Annotated in this window: 12 protein-coding genes, 1 tRNA gene and 1 pseudogene; 7 read left to right on the forward strand and 7 right to left on the reverse strand. The window is 41.8% G+C overall.

Going from position 1 to position 19,539, the window contains the following annotated elements:
- Window positions 1-34: 34 nt before the first annotated feature.
- Entirely contained in the window at window positions 35-397 is a 363-nt protein-coding gene (locus ACLFKQ_RS20015; RefSeq protein ID WP_449001511.1) for a phage holin family protein, read from the forward strand.
- A gap of 250 nt (window positions 398-647) precedes the next feature.
- On the opposite strand, the gene ACLFKQ_RS20020 is transcribed toward ACLFKQ_RS20015, so the two are convergent.
- The 4 genes from ACLFKQ_RS20020 to ACLFKQ_RS20035 form a co-directional block, all read right to left on the reverse strand.
- Window positions 648-734: transfer RNA gene (locus tag ACLFKQ_RS20020), tRNA-Ser, on the reverse strand.
- An 80-nt stretch (window positions 735-814) separates the two neighbouring features.
- Window positions 815-2,803 (reverse strand): ComEC/Rec2 family competence protein, encoded by a 1,989-nt coding sequence (locus tag ACLFKQ_RS20025; RefSeq protein ID WP_449001560.1) that lies wholly within the window; start codon window positions 2,801-2,803, stop codon window positions 815-817.
- A 480-nt stretch (window positions 2,804-3,283) separates the two neighbouring features.
- Window positions 3,284-4,762, reverse strand: coding sequence for a sodium/glutamate symporter (locus tag ACLFKQ_RS20030; RefSeq protein WP_449001512.1), 1,479 nt, complete (start codon window positions 4,760-4,762; stop codon window positions 3,284-3,286).
- A 262-nt stretch (window positions 4,763-5,024) separates the two neighbouring features.
- Window positions 5,025-6,434: a sodium/glutamate symporter gene (locus ACLFKQ_RS20035; RefSeq protein WP_449001513.1), complete on the reverse strand. Its 1,410-nt coding sequence runs from the start codon at window positions 6,432-6,434 to the stop codon at window positions 5,025-5,027.
- A gap of 16 nt (window positions 6,435-6,450) precedes the next feature.
- Between ACLFKQ_RS20035 and tilS the strand changes: the two genes are divergently transcribed.
- A complete protein-coding gene (gene tilS, locus ACLFKQ_RS20040) occupies window positions 6,451-7,425 on the forward strand; it encodes a tRNA lysidine(34) synthetase TilS (protein WP_449001514.1) in 975 nt (324 codons plus the stop codon).
- 64 nt (window positions 7,426-7,489) lie between these two features.
- On the opposite strand, the gene pstS is transcribed toward tilS, so the two are convergent.
- Window positions 7,490-8,563, reverse strand: coding sequence for a phosphate ABC transporter substrate-binding protein PstS (pstS, locus tag ACLFKQ_RS20045; RefSeq protein WP_449001515.1), 1,074 nt, complete (start codon window positions 8,561-8,563; stop codon window positions 7,490-7,492).
- 626 nt (window positions 8,564-9,189) lie between these two features.
- Between pstS and pstC the strand changes: the two genes are divergently transcribed.
- Genes pstC through pstB form a run of 3 tightly spaced genes read left to right on the forward strand, consistent with a single transcriptional unit; the run spans window position 9,190 to window position 11,897 of the window.
- Window positions 9,190-10,155 (forward strand): phosphate ABC transporter permease subunit PstC, encoded by a 966-nt coding sequence (gene pstC, locus ACLFKQ_RS20050; RefSeq protein ID WP_449001516.1) that lies wholly within the window; start codon window positions 9,190-9,192, stop codon window positions 10,153-10,155.
- A 3-nt stretch (window positions 10,156-10,158) separates the two neighbouring features.
- Complete coding sequence (pstA, locus tag ACLFKQ_RS20055) at window positions 10,159-11,037, forward strand: phosphate ABC transporter permease PstA (RefSeq protein WP_449001517.1); 879 nt, start codon at window positions 10,159-10,161, stop codon at window positions 11,035-11,037.
- A 35-nt stretch (window positions 11,038-11,072) separates the two neighbouring features.
- The gene (gene pstB / locus ACLFKQ_RS20060; protein ID WP_449001518.1) at window positions 11,073-11,897 is read left to right on the forward strand and encodes a phosphate ABC transporter ATP-binding protein PstB; all 825 of its coding nucleotides are present in this window, start codon (window positions 11,073-11,075) and stop codon (window positions 11,895-11,897) included.
- A gap of 21 nt (window positions 11,898-11,918) precedes the next feature.
- On the opposite strand, the pseudogene ACLFKQ_RS20065 reads toward pstB, so the two are convergent.
- Window positions 11,919-13,533: pseudogene (locus ACLFKQ_RS20065) on the reverse strand (IS1634 family transposase).
- 162 nt (window positions 13,534-13,695) lie between these two features.
- Entirely contained in the window at window positions 13,696-16,803 is a 3,108-nt protein-coding gene (locus ACLFKQ_RS20070) for an MFS transporter (RefSeq protein ID WP_449001519.1), read from the reverse strand.
- A gap of 361 nt (window positions 16,804-17,164) precedes the next feature.
- On the opposite strand from ACLFKQ_RS20070, the gene ACLFKQ_RS20075 reads away from it, so the two are divergent.
- Both ACLFKQ_RS20075 and ACLFKQ_RS20080 read left to right on the forward strand, forming a co-directional pair.
- Window positions 17,165-18,355: an aspartate aminotransferase gene (locus ACLFKQ_RS20075; protein ID WP_449001520.1), complete on the forward strand. Its 1,191-nt coding sequence runs from the start codon at window positions 17,165-17,167 to the stop codon at window positions 18,353-18,355.
- A gap of 33 nt (window positions 18,356-18,388) precedes the next feature.
- Window positions 18,389-19,492, forward strand: a complete 1,104-nt coding sequence (locus ACLFKQ_RS20080; RefSeq protein WP_449001521.1) for a methyl-accepting chemotaxis protein — start codon at window positions 18,389-18,391, stop codon at window positions 19,490-19,492.
- Window positions 19,493-19,539 lie beyond the last annotated feature (47 nt).

Raw genomic sequence — 19,539 nt, forward strand, 5'->3', positions numbered from 1 at the left:
ATTTATAAATATACAAATGTAAATCAACATGACTATGAGTGCTTTTTTGATTTCTATTGTGGTAACTGCGATCGCTCTGTTAATTATTGCTAAATTACCTCTAGGTGTTGAAATAGATAGCCCTGTAAAAGCATTAATCGGAGGAGCAATTATTGGTGCCTTTAATGGAATCTGGGGCTTGTTTCCTCAATGGTTTAGAACTTTGAACACTATTATAAGTTTGGGTTTAATTCCATTAATTGGTAGTATCATCGTCTTTGGTATAGCTGCTTGGTTGGTGGAAGGATTTCGATTACGTTGGGGCATAGCTAGTGCGATTATCGGGGCGATTGCCCTCAGCATTATTAATTCAATTCTCTTTTTTATCTTGCGCCAAACCGGGTTATTGGCTAGTTAATTGTACTGGCTTATAAAAGCTAGAGCCTTGGCTCAAATTATCTGCACTCATACCAGATAAATTTTGAGATTTTTACTTTTTTAATAGAGCGAAAAATTGTAATTCTTAGCCTTACGCCATCGTACTGGTAAAAATCTTTATCTTTTGTTTCATCGCGCCGTTTAGTAAAGCTCAGATGAAAAGTTCGGCTTGCATCGGAGAGCGCGCTAGAGACAAAGCTGAGGTTGATGTTGCCATCACAACTGTTGTACGGAGAGAGAGGGATTCGAACCCTCGTCGGGTGTTACCCCGAAACAGTTTTCGAGACTGCCGCATTCAACCGCTCTGCCATCTCTCCCAAAGAGGACATCAGTCTACCAAGAGGACATCAGTCTACCAAGTCATTTTACCTAGCTTTAGTCGATCTTGCCTATTAATTTAGTTAATTTTTTCAAAAATATTATTGCCTGCGGCTATTTCTGAAGTAGCCTCAAATCCAGATTGAGGTGTCCAGTCGAGCGCACCATCTCGGCTAGTAAGATGAAGCGGAACTGTCTTTCGTTCTAGTTGTGCCATGAGGTTCTGAGAAATCCGATCACCAGCTACGATCGCCATTTCAGGCTGCAGCATCTCTAACCATCTGAATTGCAAACTATTTCCCGACCACAATAAGACGAGAGGACGGCGATTGAGATCTTGTTGACGAGTGTATCTGGCGATCTCTTGCTCTTGGCGATCGCTACTACCTAAAATTAACCAGGTTTGTCCTTGAATTGATAGTTTTAAAACTGAAAGTGCAGGTTGGATCGCGATTTTGACCGAGTTAGTGGCTAAAGTTGCTTCAGTTGGTTTGAGTAAAGTAGATGGAGTTTGAAGTGAAAAGTCTGGGTTCCAACTGTTAACAAAATATTTTATTGGCAGGCGATCGCCGATCGAAGTCCAACCTAGATCGAAATTAGACTGGCGATCTAAAGCTATTCCATAATCTATTCGGTTAATTCCTTGGTGAGTTAAAAAGGGTAAGACGGTATATTTGGCTGTATTTTGGTTGCCGCTATTAATTAGAATTACCTTACCTCGATCTCGTACGACTACGATTTGTTGCTGTTTGGCTGCCAGTACGGTAACTCGCACTAAGTTTAAACGGTTGTAGAATAAGGGCACCACTACTACGGCTACGGTTAAACACAAAACCAACCACCAGCGATTTTGCCACCATCTATGCAACCATACCAAAAAAAATAGGCTATAAATTACGATGAGAGAAACTGTAGAAATCTTACCAATTGCCCAAGTGCTTCCAGGTAAATTGGTAAAAAACTCGATGATTTCATTTACCAATAGAGTTGGGTAGAGAAGTAGCCAAGCGAGCGCGCTACCGATAGCTGGTAAGATTAATGCAGCGATCGCGCTGAGCATTCCTCCCAGGCTAATTAAGGTGACTAGTGGGGTAGTCACGACATTAACCATCAGGCTGTAAGTCGCCACTGTATTAAATACATAGCAAAGTAACGGGAATACCCAAATTGAAGCAGCGACGGGTATGGCAATTAAAGTGACGATCGCCGGAGGTAGCCAATCCAACTTGGTTTGCAGTGCTGGTAAAGTGACAATTAAGCCAAAAGTCGCTAAAAAACTGAGTTGGAACCCTATATTCCCAATCCATAAGGGATTGACTAGTAAAAGAATCGTTGCCGCCAATAATAAAGAACCCAAAGGTTTGACTTTAGTTTCCATTGCCGTAGCGCTTAGAACTGCCGCACCCATCAAACCCGCTCGAAACACCGATGGCTGTAATCCCGTCAGACCGATATATCCAAACAATGTAGTCAGTCCGATGATTAATTGAGATGTTGACGACAAACGATTGGTTACTTTTAAGACTATTCCCAAGAGCAAAGCAACGTGAAAACCAGAGGCAGCTAAAATATGAGCTAACCCCGCTTCTACAAAGCGATCGCGAAGAGTTGCTGGCAGATCTACTGCTTTTCTACCCAAAACCATCGAACTAATTAACTGTCCCCAAGGACTTCCTAAACCTCGTAGTTGACTCTGTACGATTCTGCGTAGCAGTTGCCACCAACCCCAAGCAGGTTCGTTTTGGGAGCGATCGCTTATAACTTCAAATCCCTGTAAACCAGCAAACGCTCCTTGCCTTGCTAAATAGGTTTTAAAATTGAAACTACCAGGATTTTTTGCAGGCTTCGGTAGATATAAATTGCCTTTGATACTTAGATTTTGCCCTGGATAAATTCCCGTTCCTTGTAATAGGGGAAGAGTTACATATAGTTTTCCCGATACTGCGCGATTCAGTTCCGATTCTGCGATTTCTATTTCTTCAGCTTTAAACCAAAACTTGATTTTGTCACTTGCTGTCAATCGAGGCTCGGTTAAAACTTTTCCTTCTACAGTTATTGACTTGTCTATTTGTAGCTTCTATTAGGTAACTAATATCATCAAGAGCGGGTTTAGGGACTCGTAACTGAAAATAGACTACGGCTAATGCAGCTACTAAAACCGCACTCAACCACAATTTCAAGTTTGTTTGTCTGAATTTTGGAGCGAAGACAATAATAAATACAGCTAATCCAACTAATGTTAATGCCGAAATAAGTAAAATTAGACTTTGCCAGTTTGTCCCTAAACTCGAAAAGACTAGCAAGTTCGTGGACACTAAACCGACTATATAAGCCAAACAGCAAATTATCCAGCCATTGCGAGTCATCTAAAAACTGCAAGTTACGACAACTCATCTAGTAAAACACATCGATTTAAAAATGTAATCTGGTAATCTGGATTCTACTAATACTTCGTTTTGACCTTTAGATATCTACAAAAAAGCGATCGCGCCAAGGTGAGCGACAATTCTCGTAACTATATAATTTAGCTTTATTGGTGCCGTCCTACTTATCTATGAATTGTAGTTTCAATCTCACGAGCATTTACATCTCGAGTATCGATTACTTTCTGAGTTCGCTTACAGTTAATGATGCCAAAAATCAACCAAAAAGCCAGTAGTGCAGTAGTTATTAAGAATACAGTCACCGAACCAAACTGAACGATTAGTGCCGGTGCTGCGGCAGTAAATAAGCCACCGCCAACGATGGGTTCGAAAAACAGTTGTTTGTAAGCAAAACATTCAAAAGCAGCAGTTTTGTTATCGGGATCGACCATGCGAATTAATAAAATTCCCGTAGCGGTTACGCCCATTGACTGACCCATATCACCAATTCCTCGCTCGAACCAGTAGATAGGCAAAATACGAGGTGCTAGATATATAAACGCCAAAACGTTCCAAGCTATACCGACGATTGAAAGTATTAGAAAAACGCCAATATTCGCTCCTAACACCGCAAGATTGATTGATGCTAGAGCGGTTACTACCAAAACATCTAGAGCAATTCCCGCAATTCGTTCTTGAAGTCTTCTAATAATTAGAGCGTCAAGATCGAGACGGGTCATGACAATCTGAACGATAATACCGCCAATTAACGCCAAGGGAAACAGGGGAATCGCGCCAATTAGCTCTAAGCCGTTTCTACCCCAAGTGATTGATTCGATCCAGGTTAAAATTTGGAGGATCAGCCAGCCTATTACCACTGCCAGTCCCGTAAACCCAAAGTTGAGCGAAAGAGGATCGATGAGTAGATTACGCATCAGATAAGCTCTTTTTTGCAGAGTGCGGCTGCTTTCAGTCGGTGCCATTTCCTGAAACTGAGCGTCCCCTTCTCCTACTTCGGCTGGTTCGCTTTGGATATAGCCTTTTTGACGACCCCAATGAGCTAAAGTCGTACCAAAGATGATTCCCGAAACAATTCCCACAGTAGCCAAACCTAATGCTAAGTCTCCTCCTTCAGCAAACCCCAGAGTGTCGAAAGTATTAGCCATTCCTGCCGCCGTGCCGTGACCGCCTTCAAAACCAATTTCGATTAAAGCACCAGTAATAGGATTGGCACCGAATAGTGGTGAGAGAACGAGCAGAGACAATAAAATACCGAGAGTATACTGTCCCCAGGCTAAAGTTTGACCAAAAGCTACTTGAGGAGCAGTTTTGCGCCAAATTTCCCGAGGATTGGGTATGGATTCTCCCAAAAACAAAGCGGCAAAGACGACATTAATAAATACCCCTGGAGACTCAGACCAGACATTACGCATTTGTTCGGGAAAAATACCGCCAGCCCAGTAAGTTTCTGGTTCTGCGCCAGTGGCTACGGCGATCGCTCCTAAGACTCCAGGTCCCAAAAGTAAAGCAATTACTCCAGCAATAATTGATTCCGGTAAATAGATTTTTTCAAATAACTTAATTTTGTGTTTGAGAAATCGTGCAACTAAGATTAAGATTCCTACCATCACAAATGCAAAGAAAACATTGAGAAGAGTAAACATCCCGATATTATTCGTATTTGTTTATTACCACTTGTATCGAACATTAGAATTTTATTTTGTAATTAAAATTACTAATAATAATTTTAAAGTTAAATTTCTCGTTGCTTAATAGCAATCAAAGTTTACTTGCTTTTAGGGAAACTAAGTCAAAACTCGAGCGCAACTTATATTTACTCTTAATGATTTGGAGCTATTTGAGTGTAATTTTCCAGACAAAAAATGTATTTTATAAATTTTTAAATTAATCTCGTCTCGAGAGTTATTAGGGTACGATATCGCTCTGGCTTAATTGTTTAGTTTTCTGACAGTTAACAATCCCGAAAACTAGCCAAAAAATTAATAAGCTACTAGTTAAAATTAGTACGGGCAAAGAACCAAACTGACTAATTAAAACTGGTGCGGCAGCAGTAAATAATCCACCGCCGACTATCGGTTCGAAAAACAGCTGTTTATATGCAAAACTGGTCATAGCTGCGGATTTATTATCGGGATCGACCATTCGAATTAGTAAGATACCCGTGGCAGTTACTCCCATAGACTGTCCCATATCTCCCAAGCCTCTTTCAAACCAACAAACGGGAATGATACGCGGTGCGAGATAGATAAAAGCTGCAAAGTTCCAAATAATTCCCGCTGCAGCCAGGCTGAGAAAGACACCGATGTTATTACTTAAAACAGTAAGATCGATCGCTGCGATCGCCGTAGCGATAACGATATCGATCGCCAAACCAGCAATCCTCCCCTGCAGTTGGCGGTCGATGAGATATTCCCAACCAAGATATTCGAGCATAACCTGGATGATAATACCGCCAATTAATGCCATAGGAAACAGCGGTACGGCATCGATTAAAGATAAACCACTTCTTCCCCAAGAAAGAGATTCGAGAACGGCTAACCCTTGCAAAATTAGCCAACCAATCGCGATCGCCAGGGCGGTAAAGCTAAAGTTAATCGACAGAGAATCTATTGCGGTATTGTCTAATCTTGTATCTTTAGAGTCAGTTGCGCCGCTCTCTAAACTTGCTAAATTCTCAGGTAGATTTGCCTGTAAATGCCCCCGTTTTTCTCCCCACTGAATCAACAGCGTACCGCCAGCAATACCGGTAATAATTCCTACAGTAGCCAACCCCAAAGCCAAATCTCCTCCTTGAGGAAAACCCAGCTTATCTAAGGTTGCTGCCATACCTGCCGCCGTACCGTGACCTCCTTCAAAAGCAATCTCAATTAAGGTTCCTGCCAGCGGATTAATTTGGAAAATCGGTACGAGAACGAAAGTTACTAGTGCGATGGCGATGGTATATTGTCCCCATGCCAAACTTTGACCGAAGGCGACTTGAGGAGCAGTTTTTTGCCAAATATCTTTGGGGTTGGGAATATCTTCTCCTAAAAATAAAGCGGCGAAGACGATATTAATAAATACTCCTGGAGACTGCAGCCAGACATTGAGTATGGTTGCAGAAAATAAACCCTCGCTGAAATAATTAGCATCCCAGGCAGTAGCGATCGCTCCTAAGATTTCTCGACCCACGATTAGGGCGACCGCACCGGTAATAATCGATTCTGGTAAGTACAATTTTTGAAACAGTTTGACCTTTTGTTTGATAAATGTACCAATCAAAAATAAGATTCCTAAAACGACATAGGCATAAAAAACATCGAGAAGCTCGAACATAAGGAAAAAAGATCTAATGAACGATCGCTTTACCTGGACTGACTATCATGCCAGATTACACCAAACTTTGCGCCAGCGAAAGCTGTTACCGAAAGGCAAAAACATTTTGATTGCGGTATCGGGAGGACAAGATTCTCTATGTTTGGCGAAATTATTGCTAGATTTACGCTCTAAATGGCACTGGAATTTGGCGATCGCTCATTGCGATCATCGTTGGTCTACCGATGCTGGTATTGCCGAAAGAGTAAGGGAAGTAGCCCGACTGTGGCAGATGCCTTTTTATTTGCAGGTAGCAGGAGTGCTTAAAGAAACTGAAGCTGCGGCGCGAACTTGGCGTTATCGGGCTCTAATTGCTATTGCTGAAGAACATAACTTTAACTATATCGTCACGGGACATACTAAAAGCGATCGCGCCGAAACTTTGCTTTATAATTTAGTTCGCGGTGCGGGTAGTGACGGTTTGAGTGCTTTGACCTGGGAACGTCCTCTAACTGCCAAAATCAGCTTGATTCGTCCCATTCTCAACTTTTATCGCCATGAAACTCTCGAATTTTGCCAACAGTTTCAACTACCAGTCTGGTTCGATCTCATAAATCGCGATCGCCAGTATGCTCGCAATCGCATTCGTCAAGATCTGATTCCTTATTTGCAAGACAATTTTAATCCTCAAGTAGAAAATTCTCTCGCTCAAACTGCAGAATTATTACGTGCCGATACGGAATATCTAGAAACTACTGCTCGGGAGCTACTAGAGCAAGCCCGAAAAGGAAACCAGCAATTAAATCGTTCCTATCTACGTCAGGCACCGCTTGCCATACAACGTCGAGCTATTCGTCAGTTTTTGCCGCCAATTATCGGACAGCAACCCAATTTCGAGCAAATTGAAGCTGTATGCAATTTAATTAGCGCACCCAACAAAAGTCGTACCTCTACTTTACCGAGAGAGACAATAGCTGAAGTGTTAGGAGATTGGATTATTTTTATTCAATAAAAAGCGATCGCTCTATTATGGGCGATCGCCTAATCGGTCTTAAACTTTTAAATGGCAGATGCTTTTACTGCTCTGCAACTATTGCTTCTTCAACAGTGGTCTGCACCCGCTGTTCTACATCTTGAGGAAGGGGAATATAACCCAACTCTTGAGCGTATGGGTCCCCCTCGGTTAACGCCCAGTCGATTACTCCTTCCAATGCCTGAGCTTTAGCGGGATCTTCGTACTCAGGATATAGTAGCAACCAAGTCAACCCTGCAATAGGATAGGCTTCGGGGTTAGTGGGGTCGGGAACTGTCAGGGCGAAGTCTTCGGGAATGGTTTCTCCTTGGAACACCAAAGAAGCGGCTTCAGGAGAAGGTTCGATGATGTTACCAGAGGCATTTTCAATTGCAGCGGCAGGAATATTGTTTTCGGTCGCATAAGCGTACTCCACATAGCCGATGGCTCCTTCAGTTTGCTGCACCTGTGCTGCAATACCTTCGTTACCTTTTGCACCGATCCCCGTGGGCCAGGAGACGGTTTTAGCAGCGCCACCCTGCCAGTCAGGACAGGCTGTATCGATGTGATTGGTGAATAGGAAAGTAGTACCACTACCGTCAGAGCGGTGAATCCAGTTAATTGGCTGGTCGGGTAAATCGAGCTCGGGATTGGCTTCAGCAATGACGGGATCGCTCCAGTTAGTGATGTCGCCAGTGACGATGCCACAATAGACGTTGCGGGGTAATTGTAAGTTGTCAATTCCTGGTAAATTGTAAGCAAATACCACACTACCAGCAGTCATCGGCACCTGAATGGGTTCTGCACCGTAAGTGTCTCTAAAAGTCTGACGCTCTTCATCGGTCAAAGGAGCGTCGGTAGCACCAAAGTCTACGGTTCCTTCTAAATACTGATTGACACCCGCACCACTACCAACAGACTGATAGCTAATTTGAACGTTAGGATTGATTTGGTTGTATTCAGAAAACCAGCGTTGATATAAAGGCGCTGGGAAGGAGGCACCCGCACCTGTAAGGCTTACAGAAGAATCTTGAGCATTAGCAACATTAGAAATATCAATATTATGAGCGACAAACCCTAAGATTGCTACTGAAGCTGCCGTCCAGATAAATTTCTGTTTTGATTTGTTGGAAAACATTTAGATTTACCTAAAGTAAATTTGCATAATTATTTTTCAATCTAAGATAATATTCCATCAAGGTAAAGATAAAATTAAGATTTTGTATCGTTGTCATGATAAATTTCAATTTTAGAAAAAGTAAATATTAATAATTAGTATATTTTGACAAGAGTAGAGTATTGAATTACTGTCTCGAGAAACAAATTTATAGCTCAATTTGATTTATTAACAGCAATGTAGTTAAAAATGTATTATAAAAGCGACTGATAAGATTTTTTTGAATTTATAAATATATCCTTGGTAGGAAAACGAAATTAATTATAATGTTAATACTATAAAGCTCTCTTTAAAAAAGAATAAAATCAATCACTTTTTATTAATATTTAACTGAGAATAAATTGAAACTTTTCAAGCTTATTTAAATCTCAATTAATTTTTTCTTAACCAAACATTAACTAGTTAAATTACTTTTATTTATAACTTTTTATCTATATACATCTTTGGTTGTAAAAATAGAGTTTTTTATCGTACTAAACTAAGGTAGAAATTAATTGGCATAATAAGCAAATTAGCAAGAAAAAAGCTTATTGATTAGATCTTAGATCTAAGTATAAGTTAATAATTACATTGACGCCGAACTAATTATGACTTCTCCTTCAGCAAATTTTGCCACAAAAGGTTCTGAGAATAAACACCGAACTTCTTCTGAAAAAACTATCGATGGTAGTTTTATTTGGATAACTCGCATCCTAGCCTTTGCCATAGCTGCGGTACTACTCTGGATTGCAATTAGAGTGGGAATACAGGCAATTCCTGCCATCCGAGAGTTTGGCTTATCTTTTATCACTAGTAGTGCCTGGAATCCTGTAGATGGCGAATTTGGTATTTTACCGATGATCTACGGTACGATAGTTAGTTCTCTAATTGCCTTACTGATCGCTTTTCCGATAGCAGTAGCAAATGCGATCGTTCTTAGCGAGAACTTTTTGCCGTCAGGAATCCGACGCACCTTAGTATTTATGGTGGAGCTGTTAGCAGCAATACCTAGCGTCGTTTATGGGTTATGGGGAATTTACGTTTTAATTCCCTTTCTCAAGCCAATTGGCACTTGGCTACACCAGAATTTGGGTTGGATTCCCTTATTTGCCACAACTTATCCCGGTCCTGGCATGTTCCCTGCCGGAATAATTTTATCAATTATGATTTTGCCGATAATCACTGCCATCTCTCGCGACTCTCTGGCTTCTCTACCGCCAGACTTGCGTTCCGGTTCTTATGCCGTTGGCTCTACCCGGTGGCAAACAATTTTCAGCGTTTTAATTCCGGCAGCTTTTTCCGGTATCGTCGGCGGTACGATGCTAGGTTTGGGAAGGGCTTTAGGAGAGACAATGGCAGTAACTCTGCTAATTGGCAACAATAACGATTTGCAATTTTCCATTCTCGCTCCAGCCAATACTATTGCCTCTCTGATGGCAAATCAATTTTCTGAAGCCAGCGGTTTACAGAGAGATTCTTTGATGTATGCCGGGCTGGTTCTGTTTTTAATTACTTTAATTGTCAATATTTTGGCGCAGTTAATTATCCAAAGAGTTCAACGATACTCATCATAAATTATGGCATCAACAACTAATCAACATAAAGATACTAGCGGATTGGAAAAGTCATCCAAACCGCGTACCATAATCGGTACCGTACTCAACGTCATTGCCTTTTTTCTGTTGGGCTTATCCATACTTCCTTTGGGATTGGTAATTGCCTACGTTTTGTATAAAGGGGGCAGCCGCGTTAACTGGAATTTGTTTACCGAACTACCTCCTGCTGCCTTTGAAGAGGGTGGCGGTATCGCCAACGCCATCGTGGGAACTTTAATCTTAGTCGGAATCGCAGCAGTAATCAGCATACCTATCGGCGTTTTTGCTGCAGTGTATCTATCGGAATTTAGCCCCGCTAGAGTTGCTCGCTGGATTCGCTTTCTCACCAACGTTCTCAGTGGCGTTCCCTCAATTATCGTAGGAATTTTTGCTTATGGTGCGATCGTTCTGCGGACGGGGGGATTTTCGGCTTTTGCCGGAGGAATTGCCTTGGCGGTTTTAATGCTGCCGATTATCGTTCGTACCACTGATGAAGCCCTACAAATCGTCCCGAAACAGGTGCGCTGGGCATCTGTGGGAGTAGGGGCTTCAAACTTCCATACCGTTCTCAAAATTGTTCTGCCTGCGGCTATACCAGCGATTGTGACGGGAACCACTCTGGCGATCGCTCGTGCGGCAGGAGAAACCGCACCGCTAATTTTTACAGCTTTGTTTACCCAGTTTTGGCCCAATGGTTTATTCGAGCCAATTCCTTCTCTGTCTGTATTGGTATATAACTACGCTACCGTTCCTTACGAAAACCAAGTAGAGTTAGCCTGGGCCGCCTCGCTAATTTTGGTACTAATGATTTTAATTAGCAGTATTCTCTCGCGCTGGGCAACTAGTAAAAGCATTTATTAAATGACAATCGCTCTGTTAAGCAAAAAAATCTAGTCATGACTAATAAAGAACACCAACAGTCTCAACATCAGCAATCCCAATCGAGGGAGACGATTTTACAAACAGAAGATGTTACCGTCTTTTATGGCGACTTTGCCGCTCTGCGGGGAGTATACATGGAAATTCCCCAACATCAGGTTACGGCATTAATCGGTCCTTCCGGATGTGGCAAAAGCACTCTAATTCGCTGTTTTAACCGTCTCAACGATTTAATCGATGACTGTCGGGTAGAAGGTAAAGTTATTTATCGCGACAAAAATCTTTACTCCAATAACATCGACCCGATCGAGGTACGGCGACGCATTGGCATGGTATTTCAACATCCCAATCCCTTCCCCAAATCAATTTATGAAAACATCGCTTATGGGGCTCGAATCAACGGTTACAAAGGAGATATGGACGAGTTAGTCGAAAAATCTCTCCGACAAGCCGCTCTTTGGGGAGAAGTAAAAGACAAACTCAAGCAAAATGGTCTTTCCCTTTCTGGAGGACAGCAACAACGTTTGTGCATCGCCAGAGCCGTAGCTCTTAAGCCCGATATAGTATTAATGGACGAACCTTGTTCTTCTCTCGATCCAGTCTCGACCAAAAAGGTAGAAGACTTAATTCATCGATTAAAAGAAGATTACACGATTATCATCGTTACCCATAATATGCAGCAAGCAAGCAGAGTAGCAGATATGACTGCCTTTTTTAATGCTGAAGAAGGAGAGTCGGGCAATCGCTTTGGCTATTTGGTCGAATACAGACCAACTGAGGAATTATTTCAAAATCCCCAAGAAGAAGCAACTAAAATGTATGTCAGCGGTGATTTTGGTTAAACCAGACATTTCGCAGGTAGGCTAACAAATTAAATAATATTTTTGGCAAGGGCTTCCAAGAAAACTTAAAATCTTCAGTCGAGCCTCATTAAGATTAGAAACTTGTAGTTGATGATTCAAATGAACAAGATGAATCGCTTGAAAACATCGAAATATCCATCTTAGTGTGGGAGTAGAAGTGGGTTTCTTGAGTTGATTGGGAATAGTTTCTTGGTTCTGAGCTAAAGCTTGTCGTAACTGAGGTTGACCGAGAGTATAAACTAGCAAACACAAACCCATAACCATTGACAATGCTGCTACTCTTCGAGGGGTGTTCAAAAAAACACTGGAAGTAAAAAATAAAGGGTCTTTAAGAAAACGCAAGCCTCGCTCAGAACTTTGCTGTCCTTTGTATTCAACTAGCACCTCATCATTGGAAAGAACGTCTTCATCTGTGACATTAGTTGCTAAAACAAATCTCCCAGCTCGCCTTTGGGCAATCTCAATTATCGACTCTAAAGGAACAACTTGAGCAGTGACACGATAGGTAATGTGTTCGGGAGACTGATTGTTTAGTCGGTCTTCCTGCTTTGATGTAGTGAGGATGAGTTTCAATTGCCACTAATTCTAAAGAATGATATTTCCAATTACGACTTAGCATCTCCGCAGCTTGTTTGGCATCGACAGCACAAGCAAAATCCTGTCTCATGAGTGACTTTAGTTCACTGGTGGCTATTTTGAGTTGTTTTGTCAGTTGCTTGTCTAGCTGCTTCAAATGACTATCGCGACGTTTTTCACTTTCAACAACTAACCAACCTTGAGGCACTCCACCATAATCACAACAACAGGAGGCAATGCGATAACCAGAAATTTCACTCTCGACAAAAACATCGTCTTTGATTGATTCGGCTAAAATCTTAGCTGTTTTGATACTTCGAGGAACAAGAGTAATCCAGTTCAGTTTTTCTAGTTGTTGAATATTGTCCGCGCTGTAAAGCGCACTTTCGGCAACGTAAATACTCTCTAAATTCCATTCCTGTTTAAATTGCTGAATCAACTGAGCAAAAATGGCACGGTCGGATTCGTTTCCATCTCTTATTCTCACAAATAAAGGTACATCTCCATCTCCCTTACAGATGACATCCATCATAAATTGCTTTAAATCTGGTCGATGGTCTTTCGAGTAACCATAAGTAATCTTGAGGGATTCGATAGATTTACTCGATTCATCTGAGTCTCCTATCTTATAACTTCCTTCCACGCTAAAGCTACTGGAGTCTAGATGCAGACTCTTAGTCGCCAGATTAAATCTTTGATGTGCTAACAGGGCAATGCTGGTAAACAATGATGTCAATCCTTGATTCGATAAACTATCCAAGGCTCTGCCTATACGATCGTCGTTTAGGTGTTCTGGCTTAATTCCTTCTCCTAAAAGATGTTCGGTTGCTTTTCCAATAAAGAATTCTCCAAACAACTACAAAGGTGCGCTGACGAACCCTAATCCATTAACAATCATAGCTTTCACCACTTGTCCTGTGCTGATTATTTGTTGGGGATGTGGCTCTATTTGCTTATCTATTTCTTCAACTAATCCTATCTGGTCAACGATTCCTGCTACTATACCTAAGTGATCTAAGTTTTTTACCTGGATATCCATTCAAAGGTTATTTAAACTCTTCATTTTAATACCCTACCTTTATTCCTCAACCTGCGAAATCCCCGTTAAACAGCGATCTCTCTCGAAAAATATAGGAGACAACTAACTTAACTGTCTCCTATATTCGATCGCTTTGTTATTTGGGTTTTTACAGTAACGGCTTTAACCAACTACCCCCAATCCTCCACCTACGGCTGCGGCAATGCCAGATACTAAAGCAGTGAAGAATAACCACCACGAAGCTGCGGCTGCGGCTTTGCGACTGTGTTCTACTTGTTGTTGAGCTTGTATTTTAGCTAACTCCAAGCGTCTTTGAGCTTCATATTGAATGCGTTCTGCTCTTTGCAAAGCGCGATCGCGAGTTCTTTCGATTCGACCGACAATTCTTTCAGCATCGGTGCGAGAAATATCATCGCGAGAACTCATCACGGCAACCAGCGTATCGCGGTCTATCTGACTAAAGCGGTCTTTAAGTGCCTCAAAACCAGCTTGAGGATCGTCAAATAAAATGCGAATATCCCGTTCGACTCCCTCATAGTTGAGTTCGGGGCGGTCTAAGCTATTGAGATAGGTGCGAATTTTTGCCAAAACGCGGTCGATAATCGACTGAATTCGTGACTGAATTGTCTGCAGTTGAGCTAAAGCGCGATCGCGCACTGCTAAGATTTGGTCGACAATTCGGTTGACATCTTCTTCGGAGATATCTTCCCGTTGCGAAAGTAGAGCTACTAAAGTAGAACGGTCGAAGTGAGCTAGTCTTTCTTTGAGACTTTCCATCCCCGCACGAGGGTCGTTGAGCAGTAGTTCTACATCGTGCTGAATACCTTCGGGGTTGAGTTCCTCTTTGTCAGTAGAACGCAAGTAGTCGGCGAGCGCTGTTTGGAAATCTGTAACTTGTTTCTGGGTGCGAACCGCTAGACGACGGGGTAATTTGGCTAGAGAACGCAAATTTTCTTGAACCTCGTCGATTACCTGGTTGACCTCTTCCTCAGTCAGATCGTTACGTTGAGTTAATAATTTAACTAAAGTATCGCGATCCATGGCGGCGAGGCGCTGGCGAATTGCTTTGGTTCCCAACTGAGGATCTTCCAACAGTAGAGCTAAATCGCGCTTAATACCTCTGGGATTGAGTTCGGCTTTACCGGTGCTGCGGAGATAGTCGGCAATTGCAGATTCGGCTCGAGCGTACTGTTCTTGAGCTTTACCTGCCAGCATTTGAGGTGTATGACGGATCTGAAACCAGACGTTTTCTACCGAATCAATTATCTCTTCAATTTTTTCTTCACTTAGGTCTTCACGTCGGGATAGTAACTCCACTAAAGTGGCGCGATCGAACTGGGCCAATCTCGCTCTAAGTGCTGAAGCACCAGCTTGGGGATCTTTTAACAATAAGTTGAGTTCCCGTTCGATCGCTTGGGGATTTAGTTCCTCTCTGCCCGTTTCCCGCAAATATGATTGAATCTTCAGCCACTGTCGTTCGGCTTTAGCTTGGGTTTTGCCGAGAGTTTCATGAAATTCTTGCAAGACGCGATCGCGAATTATTTCTAATTCTCCCGAAACCGTAGAAATTTCTACGGCATCCAGATCGCCGCGTATTTCTAACATCCGTTCGAAGGTAGGACGATCTAGCTGTCTCAAGCGATTTTCAATTTGTTCTCGAGTGGCATTATTGTCTTCTAAAATTGGCTTGAAGTTAATTTCTAGTTTTTCTAAAGATAGTTCTTCTTTAGAAACGGTAGTGAGATACCTTTCGACTTCAGCCATCAGAGCGATAGTTTTTTCTCGTTCGGCAGCGGCTTCAGCAGTAGCCAAAACTTCTAAGCGAATTGCATCGAGCAAGTTAGCTTTTTCTTTAATCTGCTCTTTAGTCAGCATTCCCTTGGCTTCTAGGAGTTCGACAAAATCAGAGCGATGCAATTTTCTCAATTCATTGGCTATGACTTCGGGATCGGCTTCTGGATCGTAAATTAAATCGCGAAATTCGAGATTGAGATTAGATGGTTTTAATTGCCAGGGATAGGCGTTATTTAGATAATTCTCGATATCGGCTTTAATGGTGCTTTGAGAAGGTTTTTTGATTCCTGTTTGCATTGCTACTTTCTCAGTTTGCACCCCTAGCTCGTCTTTGAGCGATTGCAGGCGGTCGACGATGGTATCTACATCTACATCAGAAAGATCGGCTCTGCCCATTACCAAACCGACTAGGCTATGGAAACCCATGCTCATTCCTTGGGCTATGGGACCACTAGATTGAGCTTGTCGATTGCGCCGCAGTTCTCCAATTAACTGGTCTAATTTATCGTCGAGATCGCTACCGGTAAGCTGTTCTCTAGTAGCAACTTTTAAATAATTAGCCAATTCAGTCAGGGGATTACTAGACTTACTAGGTAGCTTGTTCAGGGTCTTCTGCCATACTGATTCTAATTTGGTGGCGATACGACGAGCATCTCTAGCAGAAATATCGCTGCGAGCGCTAATTAGCTCGACAAAAGTATTAAGGTCTATATTGCTTAGGCTTTCACTATTGACGATTTCTTGTAAATTTTCGTCGTCGAGTAGTTGCTCGAAGTCCGTAGCAATTTGTTGTAAATCCAATTCTGGACCTCTTACTGAATGCAAAAAATCTTCGACATTTTCTCGCATTTCATTGGGATCTATTGCTTTGCCCAATTCTTTACGCACTGCCGCTGCCGCAGCTTCTGCCGTATTGACTACCTGATTTCCCGTAGCAGCAGCACCAATAGCTGCAGTAGCAGTACCAATAATTGACTGCAATCCAGAAGTAGCCGTATGAACTATCGAACCCAAAAATGAACCGACAGCAGTAGAACTCAACCAGACCATTAATGAAAAGAAAGTCGCCCAAATGGCCAAGCCCACGATTACCCCTGAAAGTGAAGACTCGAACAAACTTAATTTAACTGCCAAGATAGAGGCGATAAATAATGCTAGAGTTACGCTAATTAAAGTTGCTATTCCTAAAGTTACACTAATTTTTTTAACAGTACCACCAAGACTCTCAGAATCTGAATGGTTGCTACGATCTGATTTTCCTCCCAAAGAAGAAATTACCGTAGCAACACCTAAATTAGTAAATAGCAATTGAAAGGCAAAAGCTAACATAACTCCTGCAACTAAAGCAGCGAAAAAATTGGGTCCGCTATTAACTAAAGCTGCATCTTCTAAAAGTTCTCCAGACGGTTCGATTTCTATACCGGGAGCTTGTGCCAGCCACCCAACCGCACTTAAAATATCTATATTTTGCGTCATAATATTTTTTCCCTTCTAATCGAAGTAGACGATAACCTTAGACTTTAAGATATTAAACTCGAATATCCAATTTAAAGTCTAAACGTCCAATTAAGAGTAAGCATAAGCAATGCCTTTATTCATGTCATCTGGCTTAAGACAGGTTACGAGACTTTAGCCATCAATTATTAGGGGTTAAAGCAAGATAATTGGCCGGAAACTAATTAATAATGTTAAGTAAGCTCTAATTAAACAATGACCTGAGAGGCGCTCGACGATACCAGATTACATACATTTAAAATATCTCCAGTAAACTCGCTTGACAAAATTCCCGCTCTAGATGCAACAATAGGATGCTATACAAACTGCTCTGCGCTAGATAATGAATTTAGATCGGATTAGCCGCGCCAAACGTCTTCACAAGTTACCTCCTTATGTATTTGCTCGTTTAGATGAGTTAAAAGCCAATGCCAGACAACGAGGAATCGACCCGATCGATCTGGGTATGGGAAATCCCGATGGTGCCGCTCCCCAACCCGTAATTGAAGCAGCAGTTGCCGCCTTACAAAATCCTCAGAATCATGGCTATCCTCCCTTTGAAGGTACGGCTAGTTTTCGTGCGGCTATTACTAATTGGTATCAGCATAGTTATGGAGTCGAACTCGATCCAGAATGTGAGGCTTTGCCGTTAATTGGTTCGAAAGAAGGTTTAACTCATCTTGCCTTAGCATACATCGATCCCGGGGATCTGGTTCTAGTTCCTACTCCTGCCTATCCCGCTCATTTTCGAGGACCTTCGATCGCAGGAGGCGAAATTTATTCGCTCCATCTCCGCTCAGAAACAGATTGGCTGATTGACTTGGACGCTATCCCCGATGAGATTGCCGAAAAAGCCAAGATGCTCTATTTTAATTACCCCAACAACCCTACTACTGCTACTGCACCCCCAGAGTTTTTTGAAGAGATTGTCGCTTTTGCCCATTACTACAACATTTTGTTAGTTCACGATCTCTGCTATGCCGAACTGGCTTTTGATGGCTATCAGCCTACTTCTCTATTGGAAATACCAGGTGCTAAAGATATTGGTGTCGAGTTTCATACCCTTTCTAAAACTTATAGTATGGCAGGTTGGCGCGTAGGTTTTGTAGTGGGCAATTCCGATATCATTCAGGGTTTACGAACGTTAAAAACCAATCTCGACTACGGAATTTTTTCGGCAATCCAAAAAGCCGCAGAAACAGCCTTGCAGTTACCCGATACGTATATCAAAGAAGTACAGCAGCGTTATAGTCAACGCCGAGATTTTCTAGTCCGAGGCTTGAGAGAATTGGGTTGGGAAATAGAACCATCCGAAGCCACTATGTATCTCTGGGTTAAAGTTCCCGCAGCGATGAGTTCTACTGATTTTGCTCTGGAGATCTTTAAAACTACTGCTGTAGTAGTTACTCCCGGTAGTGCCTTTGGTGAAGCGGGTGAAGGCTATGTTCGAATTAGTTTAATTGTCGATCGCGATCGCCTGGGTGAAGTGTTACGCCGTTTTAAGCAAGCAGGATTTTTTTACAATCGAGAGTAATTGCTAAAATATTTATCTTTCACCCTGGTAAATATGTCTGCTATGTTTAACATCTTGGCATTGCTTCCTGGCTATTTAATTTTTCTGACGTTTTTACTAGTAATCATACCGACTATCGTTGCGATTTTTTTACGCTTTAGTCTTTATAGTAATCTGCATCGTTCGGAAATTGCCGCTAATAGATTGCTAGGAGATACAAAATTAGAATCAGTACCGCGAATTATTACGAGATTGGAACGAAGATTTGCCGAGCTTGGTGGCGATCGCCGAGAAATTAATACAGTAGCAATTATTGAGGGAGCATACAGTCAAGAGAAATTTAAATTTTTGGGTTTGCCCTTAAACTACGAAGCGGTAGATAATTTTGGTCGTATTTTGCCCAATTTATTACTTTCATTTGGTTTGCTAGGAACATTTTTAGGCATCACGATCAATTTAGCCAATCTCAGTCAAACCATTACTCAAGTTGACGTTACTAATGTCAGAAGCCTAGTGGAAGAATTAGATAAACCCTTACAAGGAATGGGTGTTGCTTTCGTCAGTAGTTTAATCGCTATTGCCTGTAGTTCTTTGCTAGCGGTAATAAATCTTCTCTGGAACACCAGAATAGCTAAAGCCAATCTCTTGAGTACCATTGAAGACTATATAGATAACATCTATTTGCCCCAAATTCAGCCTCGCAATGCCATGGAGCAAGCGATCGATCGCTTTAGCGATAATTTCGAGCTCATGCTGGCAAAACTCGGTAATACTATTGAAGAATCAATTACTAAAGCATTTTTGAGAATTGAAGATAGTGCTGCTAGCTTCGAACGAGCGGCTAATGTTTTAGATAGTAGCCGCTTCCCCGAGAAACTAGCCGTAGCAACTAATGACCTGGCGATCGCTCAAAACCAATTTTCCCAATCTTCTCTAGTTTTACAGCGTTCTACTCAATCCTTCGAGCATAGTTTCGATACGATGGAAAAGCTAACTCGGAGATTTATCGCTCTCAACGAACAAGTAAGTCAAATAAACCAAAAATATAATGATTTAGTCAATCTCAACCAACAACAAAATGCGATCGATGCCTCTGGTTTAAAAGAAATCAAACATGAACTAGCGCGATTGATTCAAAAAATGCAGCAGTTGAGTTGAATAGATGGATTCATCATTACCTGCTAGAAAAGACGAGTTAACCTTAT

The sequence above is a fragment of the Myxosarcina sp. GI1(2024) genome, assembly GCF_053543375.1.

Excerpts from the sequence above, each read along its gene's own strand:
- ACLFKQ_RS20080 (WP_449001521.1), top strand. The coding sequence starts at position 18,389 with ATGTCTGCTATGTTTAACATCTTGGCATTGCTTCCTGGCTATTTAATT.
- pstS (WP_449001515.1), bottom strand. The coding sequence starts at position 8,563 with ATGTTTTCCAACAAATCAAAACAGAAATTTATCTGGACGGCAGCTTCA.
- ACLFKQ_RS20075 (WP_449001520.1), top strand. The coding sequence starts at position 17,165 with ATGAATTTAGATCGGATTAGCCGCGCCAAACGTCTTCACAAGTTACCT.
- tilS (WP_449001514.1), top strand. The coding sequence starts at position 6,451 with ATGAACGATCGCTTTACCTGGACTGACTATCATGCCAGATTACACCAA.
- ACLFKQ_RS20070 (WP_449001519.1), bottom strand. The coding sequence starts at position 16,803 with ATGACGCAAAATATAGATATTTTAAGTGCGGTTGGGTGGCTGGCACAA.
- pstA (WP_449001517.1), top strand. The coding sequence starts at position 10,159 with ATGGCATCAACAACTAATCAACATAAAGATACTAGCGGATTGGAAAAG.
- ACLFKQ_RS20030 (WP_449001512.1), bottom strand. The coding sequence starts at position 4,762 with ATGTTTACTCTTCTCAATGTTTTCTTTGCATTTGTGATGGTAGGAATC.
- ACLFKQ_RS20035 (WP_449001513.1), bottom strand. The coding sequence starts at position 6,434 with ATGTTCGAGCTTCTCGATGTTTTTTATGCCTATGTCGTTTTAGGAATC.
- ACLFKQ_RS20015 (WP_449001511.1), top strand. The coding sequence starts at position 35 with ATGAGTGCTTTTTTGATTTCTATTGTGGTAACTGCGATCGCTCTGTTA.
- pstC (WP_449001516.1), top strand. The coding sequence starts at position 9,190 with ATGACTTCTCCTTCAGCAAATTTTGCCACAAAAGGTTCTGAGAATAAA.
- pstB (WP_449001518.1), top strand. The coding sequence starts at position 11,073 with ATGACTAATAAAGAACACCAACAGTCTCAACATCAGCAATCCCAATCG.